At 69.6% G+C, this 22,695-nt stretch carries 19 protein-coding genes and 1 pseudogene; 13 read left to right on the top strand and 7 right to left on the bottom strand.

Annotated features, from left to right (window positions below):
- Positions 1-20 precede the first annotated feature (20 nt).
- A complete protein-coding gene (locus tag AB0J04_RS05790) occupies positions 21-1,934 on the bottom strand; it encodes an NAD-binding protein (RefSeq protein WP_363167145.1) in 1,914 nt (637 codons plus the stop codon).
- A 196-nt stretch (positions 1,935-2,130) separates the two neighbouring features.
- Between AB0J04_RS05790 and AB0J04_RS05785 the strand changes: the two genes are divergently transcribed.
- The 6 genes from AB0J04_RS05785 (at position 2,131) to AB0J04_RS05760 (ending at position 6,860) form a co-directional block, all read left to right on the top strand.
- Positions 2,131-3,177, top strand: coding sequence for a permease (locus AB0J04_RS05785; protein WP_363167111.1), 1,047 nt, complete (start codon positions 2,131-2,133; stop codon positions 3,175-3,177).
- Positions 3,174-3,899, top strand: a complete 726-nt coding sequence (locus AB0J04_RS05780; protein ID WP_363167110.1) for a TIGR03943 family protein — start codon at positions 3,174-3,176, stop codon at positions 3,897-3,899. The genes AB0J04_RS05785 and AB0J04_RS05780 overlap by 4 nt, the downstream gene beginning before the upstream one ends.
- Positions 3,900-3,997: 98 nt before the next feature.
- On the top strand, positions 3,998-4,393 hold the full coding sequence (locus AB0J04_RS05775) for a luciferase family protein (RefSeq protein ID WP_363167109.1): 396 nt from the start codon (positions 3,998-4,000) through the stop codon (positions 4,391-4,393).
- Positions 4,394-4,423: 30 nt separating this feature from the next.
- A complete protein-coding gene (locus AB0J04_RS05770) occupies positions 4,424-4,624 on the top strand; it encodes a hypothetical protein (RefSeq protein WP_363167108.1) in 201 nt (66 codons plus the stop codon).
- Between the two features lie 236 nt (positions 4,625-4,860).
- Positions 4,861-5,337, top strand: a complete 477-nt coding sequence (locus AB0J04_RS05765) for a hypothetical protein (RefSeq protein WP_363167144.1) — start codon at positions 4,861-4,863, stop codon at positions 5,335-5,337.
- A gap of 374 nt (positions 5,338-5,711) precedes the next feature.
- A complete protein-coding gene (locus AB0J04_RS05760; RefSeq protein WP_363167107.1) occupies positions 5,712-6,860 on the top strand; it encodes a hypothetical protein in 1,149 nt (382 codons plus the stop codon).
- A gap of 126 nt (positions 6,861-6,986) precedes the next feature.
- On the opposite strand, the gene AB0J04_RS05755 is transcribed toward AB0J04_RS05760, so the two are convergent.
- The 4 genes from AB0J04_RS05755 to AB0J04_RS05740 all read right to left on the bottom strand — a co-directional run bounded on the left by AB0J04_RS05755 (position 6,987) and on the right by AB0J04_RS05740 (position 10,560).
- On the bottom strand, positions 6,987-8,183 hold the full coding sequence (locus AB0J04_RS05755; protein WP_363167106.1) for a sugar ABC transporter permease: 1,197 nt from the start codon (positions 8,181-8,183) through the stop codon (positions 6,987-6,989).
- Positions 8,180-8,956, bottom strand: a complete 777-nt coding sequence (locus AB0J04_RS05750) for an ATP-binding cassette domain-containing protein (protein ID WP_363167105.1) — start codon at positions 8,954-8,956, stop codon at positions 8,180-8,182. The genes AB0J04_RS05755 and AB0J04_RS05750 overlap by 4 nt, the downstream gene beginning before the upstream one ends.
- Positions 8,957-8,969: 13 nt before the next feature.
- Positions 8,970-10,082: a substrate-binding domain-containing protein gene (locus AB0J04_RS05745; RefSeq protein ID WP_363167104.1), complete on the bottom strand. Its 1,113-nt coding sequence runs from the start codon at positions 10,080-10,082 to the stop codon at positions 8,970-8,972.
- A gap of 154 nt (positions 10,083-10,236) precedes the next feature.
- On the bottom strand, positions 10,237-10,560 hold the full coding sequence (locus tag AB0J04_RS05740; RefSeq protein WP_363167103.1) for a hypothetical protein: 324 nt from the start codon (positions 10,558-10,560) through the stop codon (positions 10,237-10,239).
- An 88-nt stretch (positions 10,561-10,648) separates the two neighbouring features.
- Here AB0J04_RS05740 and AB0J04_RS05735 point away from each other — a divergent pair.
- Positions 10,649-10,834: pseudogene (locus AB0J04_RS05735) on the top strand (LacI family transcriptional regulator); the annotation flags it as partial.
- A 308-nt stretch (positions 10,835-11,142) separates the two neighbouring features.
- Here the strand turns inward: AB0J04_RS05735 and AB0J04_RS05730 are convergent.
- Positions 11,143-11,787 carry a TetR/AcrR family transcriptional regulator gene (locus tag AB0J04_RS05730; protein WP_363167102.1) on the bottom strand — a complete coding sequence of 215 codons (645 nt, stop codon included), beginning with the start codon at positions 11,785-11,787 and terminating at the stop codon, positions 11,143-11,145.
- A gap of 144 nt (positions 11,788-11,931) precedes the next feature.
- Between AB0J04_RS05730 and AB0J04_RS05725 the strand changes: the two genes are divergently transcribed.
- The 6 genes from AB0J04_RS05725 (at position 11,932) to AB0J04_RS05700 (ending at position 21,958) form a co-directional block, all read left to right on the top strand.
- Complete coding sequence (locus AB0J04_RS05725; protein ID WP_363167101.1) at positions 11,932-12,711, top strand: SDR family oxidoreductase; 780 nt, start codon at positions 11,932-11,934, stop codon at positions 12,709-12,711.
- On the top strand, positions 12,708-13,184 hold the full coding sequence (locus AB0J04_RS05720; protein ID WP_363167100.1) for a nitroreductase/quinone reductase family protein: 477 nt from the start codon (positions 12,708-12,710) through the stop codon (positions 13,182-13,184). Before AB0J04_RS05725 ends, AB0J04_RS05720 begins: the two co-directional genes overlap by 4 nt.
- Positions 13,185-13,757: 573 nt before the next feature.
- Entirely contained in the window at positions 13,758-15,926 is a 2,169-nt protein-coding gene (locus AB0J04_RS05715) for a hypothetical protein (protein WP_363167099.1), read from the top strand.
- Positions 15,927-15,976: 50 nt separating this feature from the next.
- Entirely contained in the window at positions 15,977-17,617 is a 1,641-nt protein-coding gene (locus AB0J04_RS05710) for a class I SAM-dependent DNA methyltransferase (RefSeq protein WP_363167098.1), read from the top strand.
- Positions 17,559-18,695 (top strand): restriction endonuclease subunit S, encoded by a 1,137-nt coding sequence (locus AB0J04_RS05705; RefSeq protein WP_363167097.1) that lies wholly within the window; start codon positions 17,559-17,561, stop codon positions 18,693-18,695. The genes AB0J04_RS05710 and AB0J04_RS05705 overlap by 59 nt, the downstream gene beginning before the upstream one ends.
- The gene (locus tag AB0J04_RS05700; protein ID WP_363167096.1) at positions 18,692-21,958 is read left to right on the top strand and encodes a type I restriction endonuclease subunit R; all 3,267 of its coding nucleotides are present in this window, start codon (positions 18,692-18,694) and stop codon (positions 21,956-21,958) included. The genes AB0J04_RS05705 and AB0J04_RS05700 overlap by 4 nt, the downstream gene beginning before the upstream one ends.
- 106 nt (positions 21,959-22,064) lie before the next feature.
- On the opposite strand, the gene AB0J04_RS05695 is transcribed toward AB0J04_RS05700, so the two are convergent.
- The gene (locus tag AB0J04_RS05695; RefSeq protein WP_363167095.1) at positions 22,065-22,655 is read right to left on the bottom strand and encodes a DUF433 domain-containing protein; all 591 of its coding nucleotides are present in this window, start codon (positions 22,653-22,655) and stop codon (positions 22,065-22,067) included.
- Positions 22,656-22,695: the final 40 nt, after the last annotated feature.

The raw sequence follows: 22,695 nt of genomic DNA, 5'->3' as shown, positions 1-22,695 counted from the left end.
CGGCACTTCCAGCGGAGCGCTCAGGCTCCCGAACCCCCGCGCCGTCGCCGCAACAGTTCCGCCAGCCCCCGCCGGGTCGCGGCCAGCACCACCCGGTCCTCGCCCCGCAGGACGTACGTGTCGGGCAGATCCCACACGAGTCCCGACCCCCCGGGTGTCTCCTCGCCGCCTCTGCGCCGGACGGTGCCCGCATCGAGCGCCAACACCCGCCAGTACCCCGCCCGGAACGCCTCCCCGACCGTCTTCCCCTCCAGCTGCGCATGCCCCCCGACCTCCAGCGCGGCGAACAGCAGCACCCGCCGCTCCACCGGGATCGCCCCCAGGATCTGCCGCCCCATCATCGCTCCGGCGAACGACGGCGCCGCGAGATGCGACACGCTCCGGCTCCGGGTCAGCGCCTGCGGATGCGCCGCCCGCAGGGTGCGGTACACGGCAGTCGCGAAGTCGTCGTCGTACAGCCGCAGCACCACCCGTAGATCGGGCCGCAGCGACCGCGCGTACAGCGCCGCCTCCAGATTCGTCGTGTCGGAGCTGGTCACCGCGAGCAGCGCGTGCGCGCGGTGGATCTTCGCGGCCTCCAGCACCCCTTCCTGCGTGACGTCCCCCAGCACCACCGGCACCCGCAGCCGCCGCGCCACCGCGACCCCGCGCGCCTCGGGCCCGGCCTCGACGCACACCACCGGGATGTTCAGCTCACGCAGTCGGGTCAGCACGCGCGTGCCGATCTTCCCCAGCCCGAGCAGCACCACATGTCCGCCGAGCCCCCGGGGCGGCCGACGCAACGCCCCGGCCCCGCGGAAGGTCCCGAGCGCCTCCAGGACCGCCGCCAGCAGCACCGGCAGCAGCAGCAACCCGACGAGCCCGGAGAGGAGTTGAAGGACCTGCCGCTCGGTCGTGGCCCCGACCGCCGGGTCGTTGATGGCGAACAGATCCAGCAGGGTCAGATACAGCGCCCCCAGCGGATGGATCCCGGTCACCAGCCACAGCGCCACCGCCAGCGCGAACACACAGCCCACCAGCCCGGCCAGCGACCACCGCAGCCGCCGCGAGAACAGCGAGACGAACGGCGCGACGACCCCGACCCCCCGCCCGGAGGGCAGCGCGGGCCCGGCCGAGTAGGCGACCTGCTCCAGGACGACGGAGCCGCGTCTGCCGGACGCGGCCGCCTCCCGCACCGCCGCCGCGTCGGGCAGCAGCAGCGGCCCCTGCTCGCCGCTGGCCTCGGAACCGTCCGCGAAGGCCGGGTCGCCGCCGGTCGCGGAGAGCAGTGCGAGGGTGGCGCGCCCCGGTTCGCCGGCCTCCCCGCTCTCCCCGGGCGTGGTCGGCGGCCGTTCGACGGCGCGCAGCAGCAACCCGTTCGTCTGGACGACCCTGGTGGTGCCGGCGACGGCGGTCGCGGCGAGCGCGGGAGCGGCGGTGTCGGCGTCCGACAGGACGGTGGTCGAGGCCTCGCCGCCGGAGTACCCGGCGTCGACCAACGCGGCGGCCTGGTCGAGGAGTTCCTCGATGTGCTGGCCCAACCGCCGGTTGTACAGCCGTAGGACGAGCCGCAGCCGGGGGTTGAGCCGGCGGGCGGTGAGGGCGGCGCGGATGTTGGTCTCGTCGTCGTCGTACACGAGAGCCAGCGCGGCGGCCCGCTCCACGCCTGCCTCGGCGAGCACGGCCTCGGTCGCCTCGACGGCCTCCAACGTCCGCTGCCCGCCGAGGGGTTCGCTCGGGGCGACGGCGGGCGCGCCGGTGCCGGTGGCCCGGCTGACGGCCGCGCTCACCACGCGGTCGAGCAGCGCCGCCGACACGGCCCGGGCCCGCCCGACGACCGGCGGCCGTACCGTTCGCTCGGTGGGCGGCACGACGAGCGTGACCTGTTCCTCGTACACGCCCCGCAGTTCGGCGGCGAGGCGGTGTGCCAGACCGTCGTCGCCGCACACCACCATGTGCGCGCCGGCTCCCGGCGGCTGACCCTGATTCGGAACGCTCCCCACGAGGGAGAAGACTGCCCCACCGGGACGGAAGGTTCCACGGAGGTTCCACCGAGGGCGTGAACACCCCACGCGGAACTTCCGTATGAAAGGGGAGCGAATGCGAGCAACAGGCAACAGGGAGCACACGCAACCCGGAGGTGCCCGACCCGTGGCCATCACCAAGCCGGCCCCGCACGAGGAGGGCGCGCGCGCCGACCGAGGGGAGACATCGGCCGCGCCGCCGTCGGCCGCGTCACCGGAAGAGCCCGGGCGGCTCACCTCCCCGCTGGTCCTGACCATCGTCCTGGTCCTGCTGGTGCTGTTGCAGAGCCCGATCCGCCGCGCGCTGTCCGCCCCGGTGATGCAGAGCTGGACGACGGTGTTCGTGGCGGTGGTGGTCCAGGCGCTGCCGTTCCTCGTCCTCGGAGTCCTGCTGTCGGCGGCGATAGCCGTCTACGTGCCCCCCTCCTTCTTCGCCCGGGCGCTGCCCTCCCGTCCGGCGCTCGCCGTGCCGGTCGCGGGGATGGCGGGCGCGGTGCTGCCGGGCTGCGAGTGCGCGTCGGTCCCGGTGGCCGGCGCCCTGGTCCGCCGGGGCGTCACCCCGGCCGCGGCTCTCGCCTTCCTTCTCTCCGCCCCGGCGATCAACCCGATCGTGCTGACGGCCACGGCCGTCGCCTTCCCCCGCAACCCGGAGATGGTGCTGGCCCGGTTCGTGGCCAGCCTGCTCGCGGCGTGCGCGATGGGCTGGCTGTGGCAACGGCTGGGCCGCACGGACTGGCTGCGGCTGCCCGAGCACGCGCCGCACGAGGGGGAGACGAAGGGGGCGGCGTTCTGGGACTCCGTCCGGCACGACGTGATGCACGCGGGCGGCTTCCTCGTCGTGGGCGCGATGGCGGCGGCGACCCTGAAGGCGGTCGCCCCGGAGAGCTGGCTGCGCACGGCGGCGGACAACCCGGCGGTCGCCGTGCTGACCCTCGCCGTCCTCGCGGTGATCCTCTCCATCTGCTCGGAGGCGGACGCGTTCGTCGCCGCCTCCCTCACCCAGTTCTCCCTCACGGCCCGGCTCGCCTTCCTGGTGGTCGGCCCGATGATCGACCTCAAGCTGTTCGCGATGCAGGCGGGCACCTTCGGCCGTGGCTTCGCCCTGCGCTTCGCCCCGGCGACCTTCTTGCTGGCGATCACGTCGGCGCTGCTGACGGGATGGATACTCCTGTGAACCGACAGTCCCAGGCGGCCGTCCTCTTCCTCCTCGGCGCGGCCCTCCTGCACGCCGGCACCACCGACCTCTACCTCCGCTATGTGAAGGCGGGCCTGCGCCCCCTGCTGCTGGCGGCAGGCGCGGTCCTGATCCTGACGGCGCTGGCGACGGCCTGGTACGAACGCAAGAGAACCAGGCGCGAGCAGGCGCAGGCCCCGGACCACGCCCCGCACCCCGAACCCCGGGTCTCCTGGCTGCTGATCCTCCCCCTCCTGGCGCTGATCCTGGTCGCCCCGCCGGCCCTGGGCTCGTACAGCGCGACCCGCACCGGCACGGCCCTCCAGGAGCCCCTCGCCTACCCCGCCCTGCCCGCCACGGACCCGCTGCCCCTCAGCGTCGTCGACTACGCGGGCCGAGCCGTGTACGACCACGGGCGCACCCTCACCGGCCGCGAGGTCCAGCTCACCGGCTTCGTGGCCCTGGACCACGACGGCACCCCGTACCTGATCCGCATGGCCCTCAACTGCTGCGCCGCCGACGCCCAGCCGGTCAAGGTCGGCCTGACCGGCGCCATCCCCCCGGTCCTCCAACCGGACACCTGGATGACCGTCACCGGCGCCTACACCCCCCGCACCACCCGAGACCCGGTCAACAACGGCCCGATCCCCTTCATCAAGGTCACCGACGCCAAACCGACCAAGACTCCCCGCGACCCCTACGACGAGTCGTGGAACAACTGAGGGAGTGGAACGAGGGAGTGGAACTCTCCGCGATACAGCCCGGTTAAGCCTTTCTCGACCTCTGGTGGCCGGGCGGTGATCGCCCCATGATGGGGTCCATGACGGCGGCCTCGCGTGCCTTGACACGACTGGCGATCTGGCCGGACCTCGTGGAGGGCCGGCCCAGTTGCGGCACCGGTCGGGCGTTGCGCTCGGGCGGGGTCGAGATCGCGCACTTCCACTCCGACCGGAGTGTCGACCTGCATCTCACCGCGAAGGCGATCCGTCGGTTCGAGAGGGATCTGCGGCACTCCAGCGCCATCCGGCTGCTGCCCGGTTCGCCGTGGGTGACCGTCCATCTGGAGTGCGAGACGGACATCGACCTGCTCATGACACTGGTCAGCGCCGCCCTCCAGGCCCATCAGCGACACCCGGTCGCCGCCGACGCCCCGTTCCCGGTCTGCAACGACCAACGGGCAGCGGCCCTCGCCCGCGACAGCGTCGGCGGCGCCTGAATCCGGGTCGCCGCCAAGGGCTGCCACTCGATGACGTTCCCGGAGAACCCGGCGGTGCTCGGCCACCCGAGCTTCCACGCCCACGCCCGTACTGGAACCCGGTGCGGCAGGCGGGCGGCCTGCGACACCGGCACCGTGCTGTCGGTGCGCATCGGCTCCTCGGGCCGCCTCGCCATCCCGTCCGGCGATCGCGGCGGCGGTCAAGCAGACCGTCCGAGCCTGGATACCTGACGGTCCGTCAGATATCGTCTGCTGCGCCGAAGCACGTCCGCCGACCCACGTGCACCGACGCAGAAGGGGCGAGCGCCATGGAGACCCGTTCGACCGGTTCGACCCATCCGACTCCGACTCCGACTCCGACTCCGACTTCGACTCCGACTCCTTCGCCTTCTCCTTCTCCTTCTCCGACTCCGAGCTCGACCGCGACTGCGAGCCCGCAGCCACCGGGAGCTCCCCGCTGGGTGGCGATGTTCTACGACCCGCCCTCGGCGTCCTGGCGGCAGGCCGCCGATTCCCCCGACCGCACGCCCGTGCTGTACGCGATCGGCGAGATGACCCAGGTCAAACGGGCCCGGGGCGACGAGGCGGTCGTCGCCCTGTGGGGTCCGAAGGCAGGGGGGAACGGGAAGGCGGGGGAAGCCGGGGCAGGCGCGGAGTGGGAGCGCTTCGACCCGGCCGTCCCAGGGGCGGAGACGGCGGCCTCTCCGGCGCCGTCTGCCGAGGGGCCTGCCCCCCAGGGCCACGCCAAGCTCGCGGAACGCATGGAGGACCGCCGCCAGCAGGTTCTCATGGCGGGCCTGGGCAAGGCCGGCCTCTACGACCTCGCCCCGGACGACGAGGCTGCCGTCCAGGCCCTGGTCGACCACGTCGACGAGACCACGCTGCGCCGGATCGCCCACTGGCTGGCCCAGGCCGCCGGCGCGGGACCGGGCGGCTCCGGCTGAGGGACTCCGGCGCGCGGATCACCCGGTGCCGGTCGGCACGCAAAGGCCCGGTCGCTGGTGACGGGGGATGCACCAGCGACCGGGCTATGGCCAAGGCTAACAAGCCTGCTGGTCCGACGGGAGCGGACGGCGCAGCTCCCTTCTCGTTGTGATCGGGATCACTGAAACATCCCCTGCCCCCTGCACCCCCGCTCCCTCCGCGCACGGGGGCTCGTAGGACAGCCGTCGCTTCTTTCGGCAGGCGCTCGTCCATCGCGTGGTGTCGTCGAAACCGTAACGGCGCGTGTACTCGGCCTGAACGAGGACGAAGAGCTTCCTCGTGGGCGGGCCCATCCCCTCGCGCAGAGCGGCCCCTTCCTGCGAGGCTCGGACATGTGACGTACGTAGTGACCGTGGACATCAGCATCCCGGAGGGCACTCCGGAGATGGACCCGCTCCAGCGCGCCGGCGCGGTGGCGCTCATCGAGGACGGATTCGAGTCCGTCAGGGCCGTCGAGGGGCCCGACGGTGTGGAGGTCGAAGTTCTCGACACCATCGTGGCCGTCTACTCCGGCGGAGCCCTGCTGAAGGTCATCGTGGAGGCTCCCGCCCTGGAGTTCGCCGAGGACTCGGTGCAGGCGCTGGTCGACGAACTGCTGGAGCGCACGGAACTGCTGGCCGACTGGAAGATCGACCGGTGCGAGGTCGAACTGCACCAGGATCTGGCCAAGGAGAGCCTCGACGCGGCCGACGGCCCCGATGCCCCGCCCGACGACCCCGCCGTCCGCAAGGCCCGGCACGCCGAGGTCCCGGCTACCGACGGCGTCGCGGAGGGCCGCGCGGCCGGGGCGAAGAGCGAGGCCGCGCGCATCCGCATGCTGAGCCTGGCGGACGAACTGCGCTCCTTCCCACCGGCCGTGTTCGGCGTGCTCGAGGACGCCGTCCCGACCGAGAGCGCCCGACTCGCCGCCGGCGCCCTCGTCCACGCGACCGACCTCCTGGTGGACGAGCTGTTCGAGGACGTCCAGGTCCTGACCCAGGAGGACGCCACCGTCGCCGAGTGCGAAGGCCCCCTCTGGCACCTGGAACGCCTTCCCGACCGCTACGCGCTCCAGTACGACGCCCGTTTCGCCCGCCGCTTCCTCGTCACGGTGATCGCCATGACCACCCGCTTCACCGACGGCAGCTTCCAACGGCTGAGCTGCGTCGCCGAGGGACTCGCCCTGAGGTTCCTGCTGGGCCAGGCGACCATGACCCTGGAGCTGTACGAACTCCTCGACGACGACGTCTCGGCCGCCCTCGACGCGTTCGCCGCCGGAGTGTTCGAGGACATGGACCACGAGTGGCTCTACGACTGGCTCTACGAGGACTCGCCGGACGGCATCGACGAGGACGGTGTGGAAGCGGCCCTCGGAGTCCCGTCCCTGGCGGTCTCTCCCCTGGCGGCCTCTCCGCCGGCGATCGGCGACTGGTTCACCCCGTTCGACCACGGCAGATACGTCCACCCGTCAGCGGCGGGCGAACCGGACGGGGCGGCGCACTGAGCTGAGCCCGGAGCCGCCGCCGCACCTGGAGGCCAGGGTCCAGGGGCTCCAGGGGCTCCAGGGGCTCGAGAGGCTTGAGGGGCTCGAGAGGCGGGGGATCTGGCCCCTGGGAGGGCTGCGAGGGGCCTAGACCCGCCCCCGTGACTCCGCGGCCCGCCGCGCCAACGAGTCGAACACCACCGCGGCCAGCAGCACCCCGCCCGTGATCATGAACTGCACCGGCGGCTCGACCCCCAGCAGCGCCATGCCCGAGGCGATCGACTGGATGATGAGCACCCCCAGCAGCGCGGACCAGGTCGAGCCCCGCCCGCCGAACAGGCTCGTACCGCCGATGATGGCGGCGGCGACGGCGTTGATCAGCAGCATGCCGGAGCCCGGCACCGAGCTCGCGGACGTCAGCCGCGACGCCACGAACAGACCGCCGATCGCGGCCAGTCCCCCCGACGCGACGAACACCGCGATCCGCACCCGCGCCACATGGACGCCCGCCCGCCGCGCCGCCTCCACCCCGCCGCCCAGGGCGAGCACCTGCCGCCCGTAGGGCGTGCGCCGCAGAAAGAGGTCCGTGGCGACGATGACCCCGATGAAGATGAGGAGCGCGAGCGGCAGCCCCTCGAACCGCCCCAGCACATAGACGACGGCGAACGCGGTCGCCGCGAGCAGCGCCGTGCGCGCCCAGATCTCGCTCACGGCCCGGTGCGGCATCCCGGCGGCGCCGCGCCGCCGCCGATCGTGGAAGGAGACGAGGAGGTAGGCCACCGTGCCCAGCACCGCCACACCGTACGTGACGACCGCGGTGCTGAAGTAGTGGCTGGTCAGCATGGCGACCAGTCCGTCCTCGCTGAAGTTGATGGTGCTCTCGGTCCCCAGCAGGTAGAGCATCAGGCCGTTCCAGGCCAGCAGCCCCGCCAGCGTCACCACGAACGCGGGCACCCCGATCTTGGCGAAGAAGAGCCCCTGGACGCTCCCGGCGGCCGCCCCGCCGAGCACCGCGATGACGACCGCGAGCCATTCCGGCATCCCGAGGTTCACGTTCAGCGCCGCGAACATGGCGCCGGCCAGCCCGGCGAGCGACCCCACCGACAGGTCGATCTCCCCGATCAGCAGCACGAACACGATGCCGACGGCGATCATGCCCGTCCCGACGATGTCCACGCTCAGGACGGACAGGTTGCGCGGCGACAGGAATTTGTCGTTGAGCCCCTGGAAGACCGCCCAGGTCACGGCGAGAGCGAGCAGAACGGGCAGCGGCCCGAGATCGCGCTCGTGCAGCCGCCGACGCACCGTGCCGAAGTACTCCTCGAGCGGCGGCCTCCCCTTCACGGCCACGTCTCCTCCGGGCGGGTCGAACGGTGGCCGACGGCGTTGTCCGCCGCGCCGGTGACGGAGGAGATGATCTGTTCCTGGGAGGTCGTGTTCACGTCGAAGAGCCCGTTGTTACGGCCGAGACGCAGGACGGCCACCCGGTCGGCGACGGCCTTGATGTCGCCCATGTTGTGGCTGATGAGCAGCACCCCGAGGCCCCGGTCGCGCAGCGCCTCGATGAGGTCGGGGAGCTGACTGGTCTGCTCGACGCCCAGCGAGGCGGTGGGCTCGTCCAGCAGCAGCAGCCGGGGCGTGCCCAGCAGTGAACGCGTGATCGCGACGACCTGCCGCTGACCGCCGGAGAGCGAGGCGACCGGCGCCCGCACATCGGGGATACGGATGGAGAGGGTGTGCAGCAGTTCGTTCGTGTGCCGCTCCATCTCCACCTCGTCGAGAATCCCGAACCGATGGATCTCCCGCCCGAGGAAGAGATTGCCGACGACGTCGAGGTTGTCGCACATCGCGAGATCCTGGTAGACGGTCGCGATGCCCAGCCCCTGGGCGTCCTGGGGCCGCTTGATCTGGATCGCGCTGCCCTGCCACTCGATGACGCCCCTGTCGGCGGGACCGACCCCCGAGATCACCTTGACCAGGGTGGACTTACCGGCGGCGTTGTCGCCCACGAGAGCGACCACCTCCCCGGCCCGGATCTCCAGCTCGACGTCCACCAGCGCCTGGACGGCGGCGAACCGCTTGGAGACGCCACGCAACGCGAGCAGGGGCTGAGGCACGGAGGCCACCTCCTCACCGGATCAGTCCTGCGTCCTCACACGCAGACCGCAGCTTAGGAGTGCAAATCTCACTAATGCTGTACATACCATCCTTGACGAGCGTGTCCTTGATGTTCCCGACCGTCACGGAGACGGACGGAAGGAGCACGGCGGGGATGTCCTCGGTGGTCCCGTTGTCGACGCTCCCGGTGGCGATGGACGCCACCGACTCCCCGCGCCCGAGGGCGACGGCCATCTCGACGGCGGCGTCGGCCGCGGGCTTGTACGGCTTGTAGACGGTCATGTACTGATCGCCCCGGACGATCCGCTGCACGGCGGCGAGGTCGGCATCCTGCCCGGTGACCGGCGGCAGCGGCCTGACCTCGGTGGCATTGAGAGCGGAGATGACGGCCCCGGCGAGACTGTCATTGGCCGCAAGGACACCGTCGATGTTCCCGGCCCCCAGGGCGGCGATGGCGCCCTTCATGTTCACAAAGGCGTTCTCGGGCCGCCACCCGGCGGTGTCGTAGGACTTGCCGATCTTCACCTTGCCCTCGAGGACGGACAGCGCCCCCCGCTTGAACCAGCCGGCGTTGGGATCGGTGGTGGCCCCGTTCATCATGACGATCTGCCCACCCGAAGCCCGAGGCCCCATGGCCTTGAGCAGGGCCTCCCCCTGAAGCCGCCCGACAGTGGCGCCGTCGAACGTCACATACCCGGAGATGGCCCCCTGGGCGAGCCGGTCGTAGGCGACAACAGGAATCCCGGCCCGATGAGCGGCCTCGACCGACGGATGCAGCAACTGCGGATCAACGGCGGCGATGATCAGAACGTCCACATCCCTGACGATCATGGCCTCGAGCTGCTGCCGCTGAACCGCCGGATCAGGCGTGGCGGCCACGACAGCGGAACACCCAGGACACAGCTCCTTCAGTTTCGCCTCGATGAGAGGCCGATCGAACTGCCCGAACCGAGAGGCCCCGCCTCCCGGAAGCAACACCCCCACGCTGAGCCGCCCGTCCCCACTCTCTCCCCCGCCCCCACATCCACCCGCAGCCAGAACCAGCCCGACGACGACCACGATCCCCACGGCCCCACGAGCAAGAAACCCACGCTTCCTCACTGGAATCCTGGCGCCAAGTCCCATCGCAGATTCCCCAGAATCTATCCCGTATTACCCCATAGTAGGCGCTCCCGGTCTACCTCGCCCGAGCTGCCGATCTGGTCCTCATCGGTTCCGAGCTCGGCGGTATCGGTGATCGTGCCGCTGCCGTCCGCGTTGGTTGCCGTCCGTGCTGCCGTCAATCGAGGGTGCGAAGACTCCGCGCCCGAGAGAAGCGACGCCCCGCCCGGAGGGCCAAGATCAGCCCTGTGGCCGCCAGTACGCCGTTGAGAGTGTCCATGATCATGACGACTTGGTGAGGCGCGAGCAGCAAGCTCGGCAGCTTGGCGCTGATCATCCCCAGGCCCATGAGGAGGGGGAGCCATGCCCAGAGGAAACGCATGTCCCGATCAGGACTGCCTCCCTTCCGCACCTTGGTCCGCTCCCACCATCGACCGCCGAGACTCGTGAGGACCAGCGCGCACCCCATCGCGACCACGGACCAGTCCATGAACCGCAGCATCACAACTCCTTTATCGGTGAAAGGATGCTCCTCCCGCAGGTGATCGCGGTCAAGGGGCCGATGACCCGCCGCAGCGGGTACTCGAGAGCGGTCAGTGCCTGTGGTTGCTGAGCCGTGTCCGGGCATCCCGGCACGCGGGCGAGGAGCATCCGGGCGGGCCGACACGTGCTGGGTGCCGATCGCCCCGGGGCTCACTCCGCACGGCAGGCGCCACACTCGCAAGACCCTGATGAGGGAGGTGGGGACCTCGCCGAAGCGGCTCCTCACAGATGAGGGTGCAGCTGCGGGCCTGGCTTGCGGGTCTTGGGCCACCCCTCTTGCTGTCGTTGGGAGTTTCCACCCCGAGAGCGCAGCCTTGCACGTTTGGGCCCGCTGCTGAGGCCTCTTGTCGGGCCGTGCTGATGCTTGATGCCAGGCTGATCGAGGTGGGTCAACACATCGAGACTCCCTCCCTCGGCGTCCGCCCCCGGATGCCCCCGGATGCCCCGGGATGCTCCGCGAACGCCCTTGGTGTCGACGGCCTCGATTGCGTAGGCATCGGCTTCTTCGGTGGCGGCGGGACTCGGTCGCGGTCGGCGGGACTCAGTCGTTGGTGGACGCCCCTGGTCCAGTCGCGGCGTACCGGGCGGCGATGGTGCGGACGGCCTCGTCGACTACCTGAGCGACGCGTTCGGCGCTCACCTCCCAGCCCGGCACCAGGAGAGTCGGCCAGAAGACGTAGTTGGAGATCATGCCCAGGAACTGGGTGGCTGCGAGGTCCACGTCCTCGACCCGCACCGTTCCCGCCTCGTGCTCAGCCAGGAGGTAGCTGCGTACGGACTCGAAGTAGGGCATCTTCCCGTGCGAGAACTGCGCATGGGCCAGCTCAGGGAACCGCGGCAGCTCGGCGATGACGATCCTGAACAGGTCGGTCATCTGGGCGCGGCCCAGCAACTCGGCGTAACGGCGACCGATGATGCCGAGTCCGTCGACGACGTTGCCTGCCGGCGGAGGATCCTCCTCGTCGGCGGTCGACCAGGACTCGGTCACGATGGCGTCGAACAGGGCGGCTTTGCTCGGAAACTGCTTGAACAAGGTGGCCCGCGAAACGCCCGAGCGCTCTGCGATCCGCGCCAGCGACGTCCGGTCGTAGCCCAACTCGAGAAACAGTGCGGTCGCGGCCGTCACGATCAGCGCGCGCTTCTCCTGGGCGACGCGCTGGTGATACGTCGTCACGACTCTGCTCATGGGCCGAGCATACGAGGTGAGTGGCTTGACTCGCCACTGCCGCCGACCTAGTGTCGGGGCAATGGTGAGTCGCCCGGCTCACCATTGGCCGCCGTTCATCACTGGTGATCCCGGTCATTCACCCACGTACCCAAGGAACATCCGATGCCCCGCTTCGACAACCAGACCGTGCTCGTGACCGGTGGGACCGGCGGCCAGGGCTCGAGCCACGTGCGCGCCTTTCACGCGGAGGGAGCGAACGTGGTGATCGGCGACATCGACGCGGAACGCGGCGCCGCTCTCGCCGACGAGCTCGGGACCCGCGCTCGCTTCGCCCGCCTTGACGTCACCGACGAGAGCTCGTGGTCCGCCGCTGTGCTGGCCGCCGAGAGCGCCTTCGGCGCCCTGAACGTGCTCGTCAACAACGCGGGCGTGCAGAATCCGCCCGCAACAATCGAAAACACGGAGCAGGCCACGTGGTCGCGCATCCTCGACATCAACCTCACAGGGACCTTCCTCGGCATCAAGGTCGCAGCCCCCGCTCTGCGCCGCGCAGCAGGGGGAGCCATCGTCAACATCGCCTCGACCATGGGCCTGGGCGGCACGGCTCACTACGCGCCGTACGTCGCCGGCAAGTGGGCCGTGCGAGGCCTCACCCAAACGGCAGCACTCGAGCTCGGCCGCGACCACATCCGGGTGAACACCATCCACCCCGGCGTGATATCGACCTCCTTCATCCACGAACCAGCAGCCGGCGCAGTCGCGGCAATCGCCGACTTCTACTCGCCCGAGCCGTTCGCCGTCCCCCGGCTCGGGGAGCCGACCGAAGTCAGCCGTCTTCTCCTGTTCCTCACGTCATCGGACGCGTCGTTCATCACGGGGTCGGAGTACGTCATCGACGGTGGACTCCTCCTCGGCCCCGCCCTTCAGGCCGAGACCGCATGAGCACTCCAGACACGACCGGGTCGAACGACTCCGCACGGGACGCGTCTTCATCCCACCTGCCCCACCACATCCGACGAGCCATCGAGATCACCCCCGCCGCGGGCACCAGGGAACGGATCATCGACATCACGACGCAGGGGCGCCGCACCGGCCGAGCACGCCGCATCGAGATCTTCTTCTACCGAGCCGCGGGCGCCACTTACCTGTGCAGCGGCGCCGGCGGTGCCGCGACCGACTGGCATGCGAACCTTCTCGCCGATCCCGACTTCACCTTCCACCTCAAGAACGGGATCCGCGCGGACCTGCCTGCACGGGCCACGCCTGTCACCGACCCAACTGAACGTCAGGTCGTGCTGGCGGAGATCGTGGCGGATCTCAATCAGCCCCACGACCCCGGCACCATCCGGCCGACTCGGCTCGAAGACTGGGCTGACAGTCGGCTGATGCGCATCAGCTTCGGACATCGGTCGTGATCGCGGATCCCTCGACAGATGACCTACTCCCGGGGACCGGGGGGCGGTCGCGGCTGGAGCGGCTCTTCGCCAGGGGGAGCCCCAGCGCGAAGCGAGTGAGCGGGTGCCCGACGCGCCCGGCGCCTGTGGCACTCCGGCGGAGAACCTCACCTTCTCCGGGAGGTCGCGCAGCCATGCCGCCAGCTCCCGCCGCTGACCGGTGGGTGCGCCGCGCAGTGAGCCCCTTGCGGCAAGACGGACCACGGCTGTGCTCGAACATTTCCCGCTGCCACCCCCTCAGTGCTGTCCGGTCGGGAAACCGATCCGCCATTCCGGCGCATCTCTCGGGAGACAGCGGCACTTCGGATGTGAATCACCCAGCCGGATGAGACAGCCCCATGGGGTGAATCTGCATCCAGGTCTGATAACCGTCATTATCAAGTGAAGGTGCACTCACGTCGCCGAGGTCGGCGTATCGTCTTGTGGCGTCGGGCGAGAATCCGCTGCAAGCGGAGCCGTGACGCAAGACGAGGCCCGGCCTGATGGCCGAAGCGGCTGATGTGACGATAGATGGGCGGGGGAGGGGCGCGCACCGTGATCACCGGTCTGCCGGACTCGGCACTCCGCTCCCCAGCGCCGCTGCCCCTCCTGCTGTCGATGTCCGACATCGCGACGTTCGCCCGGGTGAAGCGGCCTGTCGTCTCCACCTGGCGCCGCCGCCACCCGGACTTCCCCGCCGCCGTGTCCGAGAACTCGGGACGACCGCTGTTCGACGGCGTACAGGTGACCGACTGGCTGATCGCCTCCGGCCTGGGCAACGCCGTCCCGCAGGAGCTCCGGTCCGAGCTGGCCCTTTTCGGCATCATCGCGCTGCGGGACCGCTTCACGCCGTGGCAGCTGGTCGAGACGCTGGGCAGCCTGCTGTGCCTGCGCCGGCTCGACGGCCGGCCGCTGGCCGACGATGGCCCGAATGCCTCCCCGCCCGACGCCGAAGCCGACGAGGCCCTCTGGTCCGCGCTGCTGCGCCGAGCCGAACGGATCGACGCCGAGGACGATTTCGTACTCCGCGAGCTTCGCGCGATCGACGCCACGGCGGCCCCGCTCGCCCGCCTCGCCGAGGACCTGGTCGAATCCGCCTACGACGAGCGCGGCGCGTACGAGTGGCTGCTCGCCGCCCGCTCCCGGCTCGGGCTGGACTCCCTCGCCGCCGACGCGGTCACCCCGGAGCTGCGGAGCCTGCTCACCCAGCTCACCGACCTCCGCGTCCGCCTTGAGCGAGGCGAATCCCTCACCCTCGCCGACCCGCACGCCCGCGCCGGCGACCTGCTCGCCGCGCTCGTCGACGACACGGAGGACCGCGACCGCGTCACCGTCCTCGCCGCCGACCCCGACGACCGGCTCACCCGCATCACCCGCCGCCGCCTCCTGCTGGCGGGCGTGGGCGAACTCGACCTCGACGTCCAGACCGGCACCGACCTGGAGGAACGCTTCGCGGACCCGGACCTCGTAGTCTCCCAGCTCCCGTACCGCCCCGGCGAGGACCGCTCGGTACTCGCCGCCCTGACGGAGCTCGAACGCGTCGCCTACCTCCTCCGCCCCGGCTGCACGGCCCTCGTCCTCGGACCGGCCGACGCGCTCGTCGACGAACTGAAGAGCACCGAGGCCGCCCAGCTCCGCTCGGCCCTCCTGCGCGAGAACATCGTCGAGTCGGTCATCGCGCTTCCAGGCGGGGTCCTGCCCTTCCGCCCCGGCTACCGTCCCGCGCTGTGGACGCTCACACGCGGTGCTGTCCCGGCGGCGGAGGGCAAGGTCTTACTGGCCGACATCAGCTCGGAAGAGCTCACGCCGGGTGTGCGCGTGCGGCTCGCCGAGGACGTCCTCCTCTGGAGGGCAGAAGGCTTCCGAGGACTCGACGGTCACGACCCGCGCTACGGCCGTGTGGTCCCCGTCGCCGACCTGGACCGGGCCTTCGGCGGTCCCCTGACCCCGCCCGCGCCGCCGGCCTCCGCGATCTGGTCCGACAAGGTCACCGAACGCCCCGCCCTGATCGCCGAGGCCGAGGCTCGCCTGGAGCGCGCGACGGCGGACACTCGGTCGTACGAGGACGAGCGAGGCCCTTACCGAGGAGCCGTACAGCGCAGAGTGGGCCGCCTGCCTGAGCGCACCACCCTCGGCAAGCTGATCACCGCACGCAGGGTCACCCGGCTCCCTGGCCACCGTGTCGACGAGAAGGACCTCACCCGGGACGGCCACCACACCGTCCTGGGTCCCGAGGAGATCACCGGCGAACGGCCCGTTGGCGAACGCCGCATCGACCGCCTGCTGCTGGCGACGACGTACGAACGGGCGGCGCTCACCGAGCCCGGTGACGTCGTCTACACCCTGGCGCCCCGCCTCGGCGTGCACGTCGACCACGACGGCTTCTCGGTTGTCGCGTTCCCGGCCCGCGTGCTCCGCGTCAACGCCGACGCCGCCCGCCCGCTCACCCCCCGGGTCCTCGCGGCCCTGCTCGGCGCGGCCCGCGGCACCGCCCGCAGCCCCAGCGCGGTACGCCCCGCCCGCCGTGCCGAGGACTACCAGCTTCCCGACCTCGACCCGGACGAGGTCCTGCGCTTCGACGCCCTACTGGCCGAGACGGAACGCCGGGAACGCCTGCTGCGCGCCCAGGCCGACGCCCTCGCCGAGGCCCGCCGCCTGACGATCGCGGGCTTGGCAGACGGCACCCTCACGCTCGGCGAACCTCGAACCATCAACCGCACGTAGCCGAATCCACCGTATGCAACCCATCCACCGACGAGTCGGAAGAAGGAACGATGCCTCCCCGCAAGCGAGCCGCGGCAGCCGCCGGACAGGGCGAACTGCTCAGTGTCTCCAGCACCAAGGAGATCCAGGACATCCTGTGGAAGGCCGCGGACAAGCTCCGCGGCTCCATGGACGCCGCCCAGTACAAGGAGTTCGTGCTCGGCCTGGTCTTCCTGAAGTACGTCTCCGACGCCTTCACCGAACGCCGCGAGGAACTGGCCGCCGACCCCGAGCTGGCCCAGATCCCCGAGCACCGCCGGGCGGCTTTCCTTGAGGAGAAAGACGAGTACACCGAGAAGAACGTCTTCTGGGTGCCGCCGACCGCCCGCTGGGACCACATCTCCGAGAACGCGGCCAGCGCGGAGGGCGGTGTCGGCAAGCTCCTCGACGCCGCCATGGACGAGGTGATGAAGGCCAACAAGACCCTCACCGGCGTCCTCCCCAAGATCTTCAACCGCGACAACGTCGACCAGAAGCGCCTGAAGGAACTCGTCGACCTCATCAGCGACGCGCGCTTCACGGGGCACGGCGACCGCCCCGCACAGGACGTCCTGGGTGAGACGTACGAGTACTTCCTGGAGAAGTTCGCCCGTGCGGAGGGCAAGCGGGCCGGTGAGTTCTACACGCCGGCGAGCGTGGTCCGCCTGATCGTCGAGGTGCTGGAGCCGTACGAGGGGCGGGTGTACGACCCGGCGTGCGGCTCGGGCGGCATGTTCGTGCAGAGCGGCAAGTTCGTCGCGAAGCGGCGCGGCAAGGACCACACGCACGACATCGCGGTCTACGGCCAGGAGGCCAACGAGCGCACGTGGCGCCTGGCCAAGATGAACCTCGCCATCCACGGCATGGACCCGAAGGGCGTCGGCGACCGCTGGGCGGACACGTTCGCGGACGACAAGTTGCCTGACCTGAAGGCCGACTTCGTCATGGCCAACCCGCCCTTCAACATGTCCGACTGGGCGAGGAAGTCGGACGACAGGCGGTGGCGGTACGGGGTTCCGCCGCAGTCGAACGCCAACTACGCCTGGCTCCAGCACATTGTGTCCAAGCTGGGGGACCGGGGCAGCGCGGGCGTGGTCCTGTCGAACGGCTCGATGTCGTCGAAGCAGTCGGGGGAGGGCGAGATCCGCGCGGCGATGGTCGAGGCGGACCTGGTGTCCTGCATGATCGCCCTGCCGGCCAACCTGTTCCGTACGACGGCGATCCCGGCGTGCCTGTGGTTCCTGACCAAGGACAAGTCGCCGCAGGGCACGAAGGCGTTGGAGGACCGGCGGAGCCGGGTGCTGTTCATCGACGCGCGAGCGATGGGCACGATGGTCGACCGCACGGAGCGGATCCTCACGGAGGAGGACCTGGAGAAGATCTCCGACACGTACCACGCGTGGCGGGGCACCAAGTCGGCGAGGGACAAGGGCCTTTCATACGAGGACGTGCCGGGCTACTGCTACAGCGCGACGCTGGAGGAGATCGAGAAGCACGACTATGTGCTGACTCCAGGGCGGTATGTGGGGGCAACGGAGGTCGAGGAGGACCCGGACGCGGAGCCAGTGGGGGAGCGGATTGCCCGGCTGACGAAGGAGCTGTTCGAGCAGTTGGATGAGTCTGCACGTCTTGATGCTGTGGTGCGGGAGCAGCTGGGGAGGATCGATGGCTGAGTGGCGCCAAACAACTCTCGATCAGTTGGTCAAGCTGCAACGCGGACATGACCTTCCGACCTCCCAACGAAAAGTTGGAAATGTACCTGTCGTAGGTGCGGCAGGCCCGAGTGGGACCCACGACACTGCGATGGTGAAGGCCCCGGGAGTCGTGCTCGGGCGGGCTGGCGCATCCATGGGAAAGGCGACGTATTGCGATGTCGACTTTTGGCCCCTCAATACTTCACTCTACGTGACGGACTTTTTGGGCAACGACCCAAGGTTTACTTACTACTTGCTGGATCTGATCGACTTCTCTGGATATAACTCCGGAGCCGCTCAGCCCATGCTTAATCGGAATTACATTACGCAAATCAAGATCTCCTTGCCGGAGCCGTCGGAACAGAAAGCTATTGCTAGCGTGGTCGGGGCCTTGGAAGACAAGATCTCGATCAACGAGCGCATCGCCGTGACGTCCTCGGAGCTTGCGGCGGGACACTACTTGGCGACTAATGAGCGAGAGTCCGTGAAGATCGCCGACATTGCAAACGTGACGATGGGGCAGTCGCCGCCTGGTGAGACGTTCAATGAGCAGGGAAACGGACTTCCCTTCTATCAAGGGACTCGTGACTTCGGGTTCCGTTTCCCTGGGTACCGCGTCTGGTGCACTGCGGTGACGAGGCAGGCGGAGGCGAATGATGTCCTCGTCAGCGTCAGAGCTCCGGTGGGGCAGATCAACGTTGCGGCAGAGCTGTGCGGGATCGGACGCGGCTTGGCATCCGTGCGCTCGGAGAAGTATCCTCACGTGCTTTTGCAGGCGCTTTCCGCGGACAGATCCATTTGGCTTCCCTACGAAGCGGAGGGGACCGTTTTCGGATCTATCAACAAGAAGCAGTTCACGCAGCTTGAGATCGGATGGCCGACGGCTGCGTTCGTCGACTCCCTGGAGTCGCGGCTGAGCACGCTAGACCAGCGGATCCGGCGAGCGACGGGGGAATCTCGCACCTTGGCCACCCTCCGCAACACCCTCCTCCCCCAACTGATGTCCGGCAAGCTCCGAGTCCGCGAAGCCGAGAAGATCGTGGAGGACGCCGTATGACCACCGAAAGCGGCAGCGAGCCCACGCACACCCCCGCCCACCTCGACGCCAAACTGACCGAGGCCACCTGGGAACACCTGGCCCTCGACGAACTCGCCCAACTCGCCTGGCAGACCAAGCCCGGCAAAGACCTCGCCCCCGGCACCGGTCACCGCCGTGACTGGGACGACCTGATCCTCCACGACGAGCTCCAGGCGGCCATCGAGAAGCTGAACCCGGAGCTGACCGCCACCGCCGTCCACGAGGCGACGCGCATCGCCACCGACCCCGCCTCCCGCGAGGCGTACCCGGAGAACAAGCAAGCCCACGAGTACCTGACCACCGGCATTCGCCTCACCTACACCGACGAGTTCGGTGCCGAGCAGACCCCCACCGTCCGCCTCGTCGACTTCACGGACCCCGACGCGAACAGCTACCTGGCCGTCAACCAGGTCACGGTCAGGGAGACCGACGGCAGTCACCGCCGCTTCGACATCGTCCTGTACGTCAACGGCCTGCCCCTCGCCGTCGTCGAACTCAAGAGCGCCTCCGACGAGAACGCGACCCTCAAGTCGGCGCACGCCCAACTCCAGACGTACGTCTCGGAGTTCCCGATCGCGTTCCGCTACAACGTCCTCTGCCTGGTATCGGACGGCATAACCGCCAAGTACGGCACAGCGTTCACGCCGTACGAGCACTTCGCGCCCTGGAACGTCGACCACGAGGGCGAGCGCGTCGACACCAACGAACCCGGCTACGACGGCCTCGACGCGCTGAACCTGGCCCTGCACGGCCTGTTCACGCAGGAGCGGTTCCTCTCCCTCACCCGCAACTTCGTCAACTTCCCCCCGCCCAAGCCGGGCGAGCCCCTCTCCGGCAAGCGCATCGCGAAGCCGCACCAGTACTTCGCGGTGAACAAGGCGGTGGACGCCGTCGTCGAGGCATCGCGGACGAACGGCCAGGCCGGCGTCGTCTGGCACACGCAGGGCGCGGGAAAGTCGGAGGAGATGGTGGAGACGGCCGCGCTCGTCCTCCGCCACCCGGCGCTCAACAACCCCACCATCGTCGTCATCACCGATCGCAACGACCTCGACGACCAGCTCTACGACACCTTCCTCGACAGCGAGTCCCTGCTGGAGGCGAAAGCTCACCAGATCGACACGCGCGAGGAGTTGCGCACCGAGCTGACGCGGCGCAACGTCGGCGGGATCGTCTTCACCACCCTCCAGAAGTTCGGCCTGAGCAAGGAGGAGAAGGACGCCGGCAAGTCGCATCCCCTTCTCTCCGAGCGCCGCAACATCCTGGTGATCGTCGACGAGGCGCACCGCTCGCACTACGACAGCCTCGACGGCTACGCCCGTCACCTGCGCGACGCCTTGCCGTACGCCACCCTGCTCGCCTTCACCGGTACGCCGATCTCGAAGGCCGAGGCCGACACCCGCGCCGTCTTCGGCGAGTACATCGACATCTACGACCTGAAGCGCGCCGTCGACGACGGGGCGACGGTTCGCGTGTTCCACGAGCCGCGTGTCATCAAGGTCGACCTGCCCAAGGGCGTCGACCCGAACAAGCTCGACGAGCAGGCCAACACCCTCACCGAGGGCATGGACGACGCCGAGCGCCGCCGGGCCATCCAGTACGCGACGACGATGAACACCGTCTACGGCGCCGACGACCGCATAGCGACGCTCGCCGACGACCTGATCGCCCACTGGGAGCAGCGCCGCGAGCTGGTCAAACCCGACATCGGCGCCCCCGGCAAGGCGATGATCGTGTGCGCGACCCGCGAGATCTGCGTACGGGTCTTCGACGCGCTGGCCGAGCGGCGGCCCGGCTGGGTCGGTGACGAGGTCGACACGGGCGTCATGAAGATCGTCTTCCACGGCGACCGCTCCGACCCCGAGCGCCTGCGCGAGCACTCGCTGCGCAAGTCCCAGCAGAAGGTCGTCCAGAAGCGCGCCAAGGACCCCGACGACGAGCTGGAACTGCTCATCGTCCACTCGATGCTGCTCACCGGCTACGACGCCCCGCCCATCCACACCCTGTACATGGACCGTCCGATGCAGGGCGCCAACCTGATGCAGGCGCTCGCCCGCGTCAACCGCCGATTCCGCGGCAAGCAGGACGGTCTGCTCGTCGGCTACGCGCCTCTCACCGACAACCTCACCAAGGCCCTGCGCGAGTACTCGGACCAGGACCGCAAGGACCAGACCCTCGGCGCGGACATCGAACGGGCCGTCACCGAGGTCAAGAACGAGCTGGCCACGATCAAGGGGCTGCTGGCCGGGAGCCGTTGGAAGGAGTGGCTGGCCGACACCGGCCGCCCCGACTCCCGCAAGCGCGCGCTGCGTCTGACCGCAGACTTCCTGCGTGACCCGAAGAACCCGGGCAACAAGGTCGAGCCTCCCGCCAAGCCGCTCTCCGTCCGCTTCAAGGACAGCGCGGCCCGGCTGGACCGTTTCTACCGTGTCTGTGCGATGAGCAAGGAGATCGCCGAGCGCTGCGAGGACCTGGACGACTGGCGTCGTGACATCTCCTTCTTCAGCGAGGTCCGGGCCTGGATGATCAAGCTCGACGCCGCCCAGCGCGAGGCGAGCGGGGAGCCGCTCAGCGCCGAGGTTCAGCGTTACCTGCAGGCCCTCGCGGCCTCGGTCGTAGACGCCGACGACATCACCGACCTGTACGCGGAGGCCGGGATCGGCCGGCTGGACATCACCCGTCTCAACGAGGCGCAGTTGCGCAATCTGGAGAACTCGGAGACCCCGCACCTGGTCACCGAGGCCCTGCGCCGCATGATCCAGCAGAAGATGCGCGAGGTGACCAAGCACAACGTCGTCCGCAACGAGAGCTTCACCGAGCGGCTGAACGACCTGATGAGGCGTTACATGCTCCAGCAGCTCACCAGCGCTCAGGTGATCGCCGAACTCGCCGCCCTGGCACGGGAGGTGTCCGCGGAGGCCCGCCGCGGCGAGCGGTTCGACCCGCCGCTGACCCACGCCGAGCTGGCCTTCTACGACGCCGTCGCACACCGCGACATGGCCGAGGCGATGGAGGGCGGCGACGACACCCTCGCCAAGATCGCCCGTGCCCTCGTCAAGGACATCCAGAAGAACCTCTCCGTCGACTGGCTCTCCCGCGAACCCGTCCGGGCGAAGCTCCGTACCCGCATCCGCCGCGTGCTCGCGATGTTCGACTACCCGCCGGAGGAGGAGCGCGAGGCGGTCGACCTGGTCCTCAAGCAGATGGAGATCGTGGCCGCCCTCTGGGCGCCCGCCGCGAAGTAGCAACGCATACGGGAGAGCACCACCAGGGGTGCCCTCCCGTCACGGCCACGTGCGCTCAACACGGTCATGCCGTACGGCGTAGGCCGCCGGGCCGCCGAGGAAGAACTCAGGCGGCAAGGTGCACCACGGCCCGGCAGAGCGCGTCCACCTGCTCAGGCGTCATGTCGTAGTCGTACGCGATGTCCTCGACGGTCTCCCCCGCCTCCCACAAGTCGGTGATGGCCTGGACCGTGACGCGGTTGGCGGCCACCACGGGGAGACCGCGGCCGAACCTCGGATCGATCACGACGGGGACGGAGTCCGGGTACTGCCTCAGCCTCAGGCTGGAGGGGAAGTCCTCGCCCGGTTCCCAGGTGAGGTAGCGGAGATAGTCGGAGACTACTTCGTGGATGGGGACCTGGCCGTCGCGGGCTCTGCGGAGATCTCCCCGCCGCCCCGGGCCCGACCCGGCGGCGGCCGCCTCCCTGATCTCACTCATGCGGAGTCCCAGGGAACGCAGAGAACGAAGAACGTGCGCCTCGGCCACCGCGATGAACGGTACCGACGGCTGCCCCCTCCGTACCGGCTCGACCTGGTGGACCAATGGTGCTCCGGCAGCCTTGCCCTTCAGCCACGAGGTGAGGGTCGACTGCGGAATCTCAAGGTAGGAGGCGGTCTCTGCGGGTGTAAGAAGCCCGTCGTTGAACCTGTCGACCATGCCCCACCTCCTCTTGGCGCCGGATTTCGCATCGTGCCAC

Source organism: Streptomyces sp. NPDC050263 (assembly GCF_040655955.1).
Lineage (GTDB): Bacteria > Actinomycetota > Actinomycetes > Streptomycetales > Streptomycetaceae > Streptomyces.
The sequence above is the reverse complement of the archived record's forward strand: the minus strand, read 5'-3'. Positions and strand labels throughout refer to the sequence as shown.

Coding starts and splice junctions, on each gene's coding strand:
- AB0J04_RS05700 (WP_363167096.1), top strand. CDS start 18,692: ATGACCACCGAAAGCGGCAGCGAGCCCACGCACACCCCCGCCCACCTC.
- AB0J04_RS05710 (WP_363167098.1), top strand. CDS start 15,977: ATGCCTCCCCGCAAGCGAGCCGCGGCAGCCGCCGGACAGGGCGAACTG.
- AB0J04_RS05725 (WP_363167101.1), top strand. CDS start 11,932: ATGCCCCGCTTCGACAACCAGACCGTGCTCGTGACCGGTGGGACCGGC.
- AB0J04_RS05730 (WP_363167102.1), bottom strand. CDS start 11,787: ATGAGCAGAGTCGTGACGACGTATCACCAGCGCGTCGCCCAGGAGAAG.
- AB0J04_RS05745 (WP_363167104.1), bottom strand. CDS start 10,082: ATGGGACTTGGCGCCAGGATTCCAGTGAGGAAGCGTGGGTTTCTTGCT.
- AB0J04_RS05765 (WP_363167144.1), top strand. CDS start 4,861: ATGTTCTACGACCCGCCCTCGGCGTCCTGGCGGCAGGCCGCCGATTCC.
- AB0J04_RS05695 (WP_363167095.1), bottom strand. CDS start 22,655: ATGGTCGACAGGTTCAACGACGGGCTTCTTACACCCGCAGAGACCGCC.
- AB0J04_RS05770 (WP_363167108.1), top strand. CDS start 4,424: ATGACGTTCCCGGAGAACCCGGCGGTGCTCGGCCACCCGAGCTTCCAC.
- AB0J04_RS05740 (WP_363167103.1), bottom strand. CDS start 10,560: ATGCTGCGGTTCATGGACTGGTCCGTGGTCGCGATGGGGTGCGCGCTG.
- AB0J04_RS05775 (WP_363167109.1), top strand. CDS start 3,998: ATGACGGCGGCCTCGCGTGCCTTGACACGACTGGCGATCTGGCCGGAC.
- AB0J04_RS05720 (WP_363167100.1), top strand. CDS start 12,708: ATGAGCACTCCAGACACGACCGGGTCGAACGACTCCGCACGGGACGCG.
- AB0J04_RS05705 (WP_363167097.1), top strand. CDS start 17,559: ATGAGTCTGCACGTCTTGATGCTGTGGTGCGGGAGCAGCTGGGGAGGA.
- AB0J04_RS05790 (WP_363167145.1), bottom strand. CDS start 1,934: ATGGTGGTGTGCGGCGACGACGGTCTGGCACACCGCCTCGCCGCCGAA.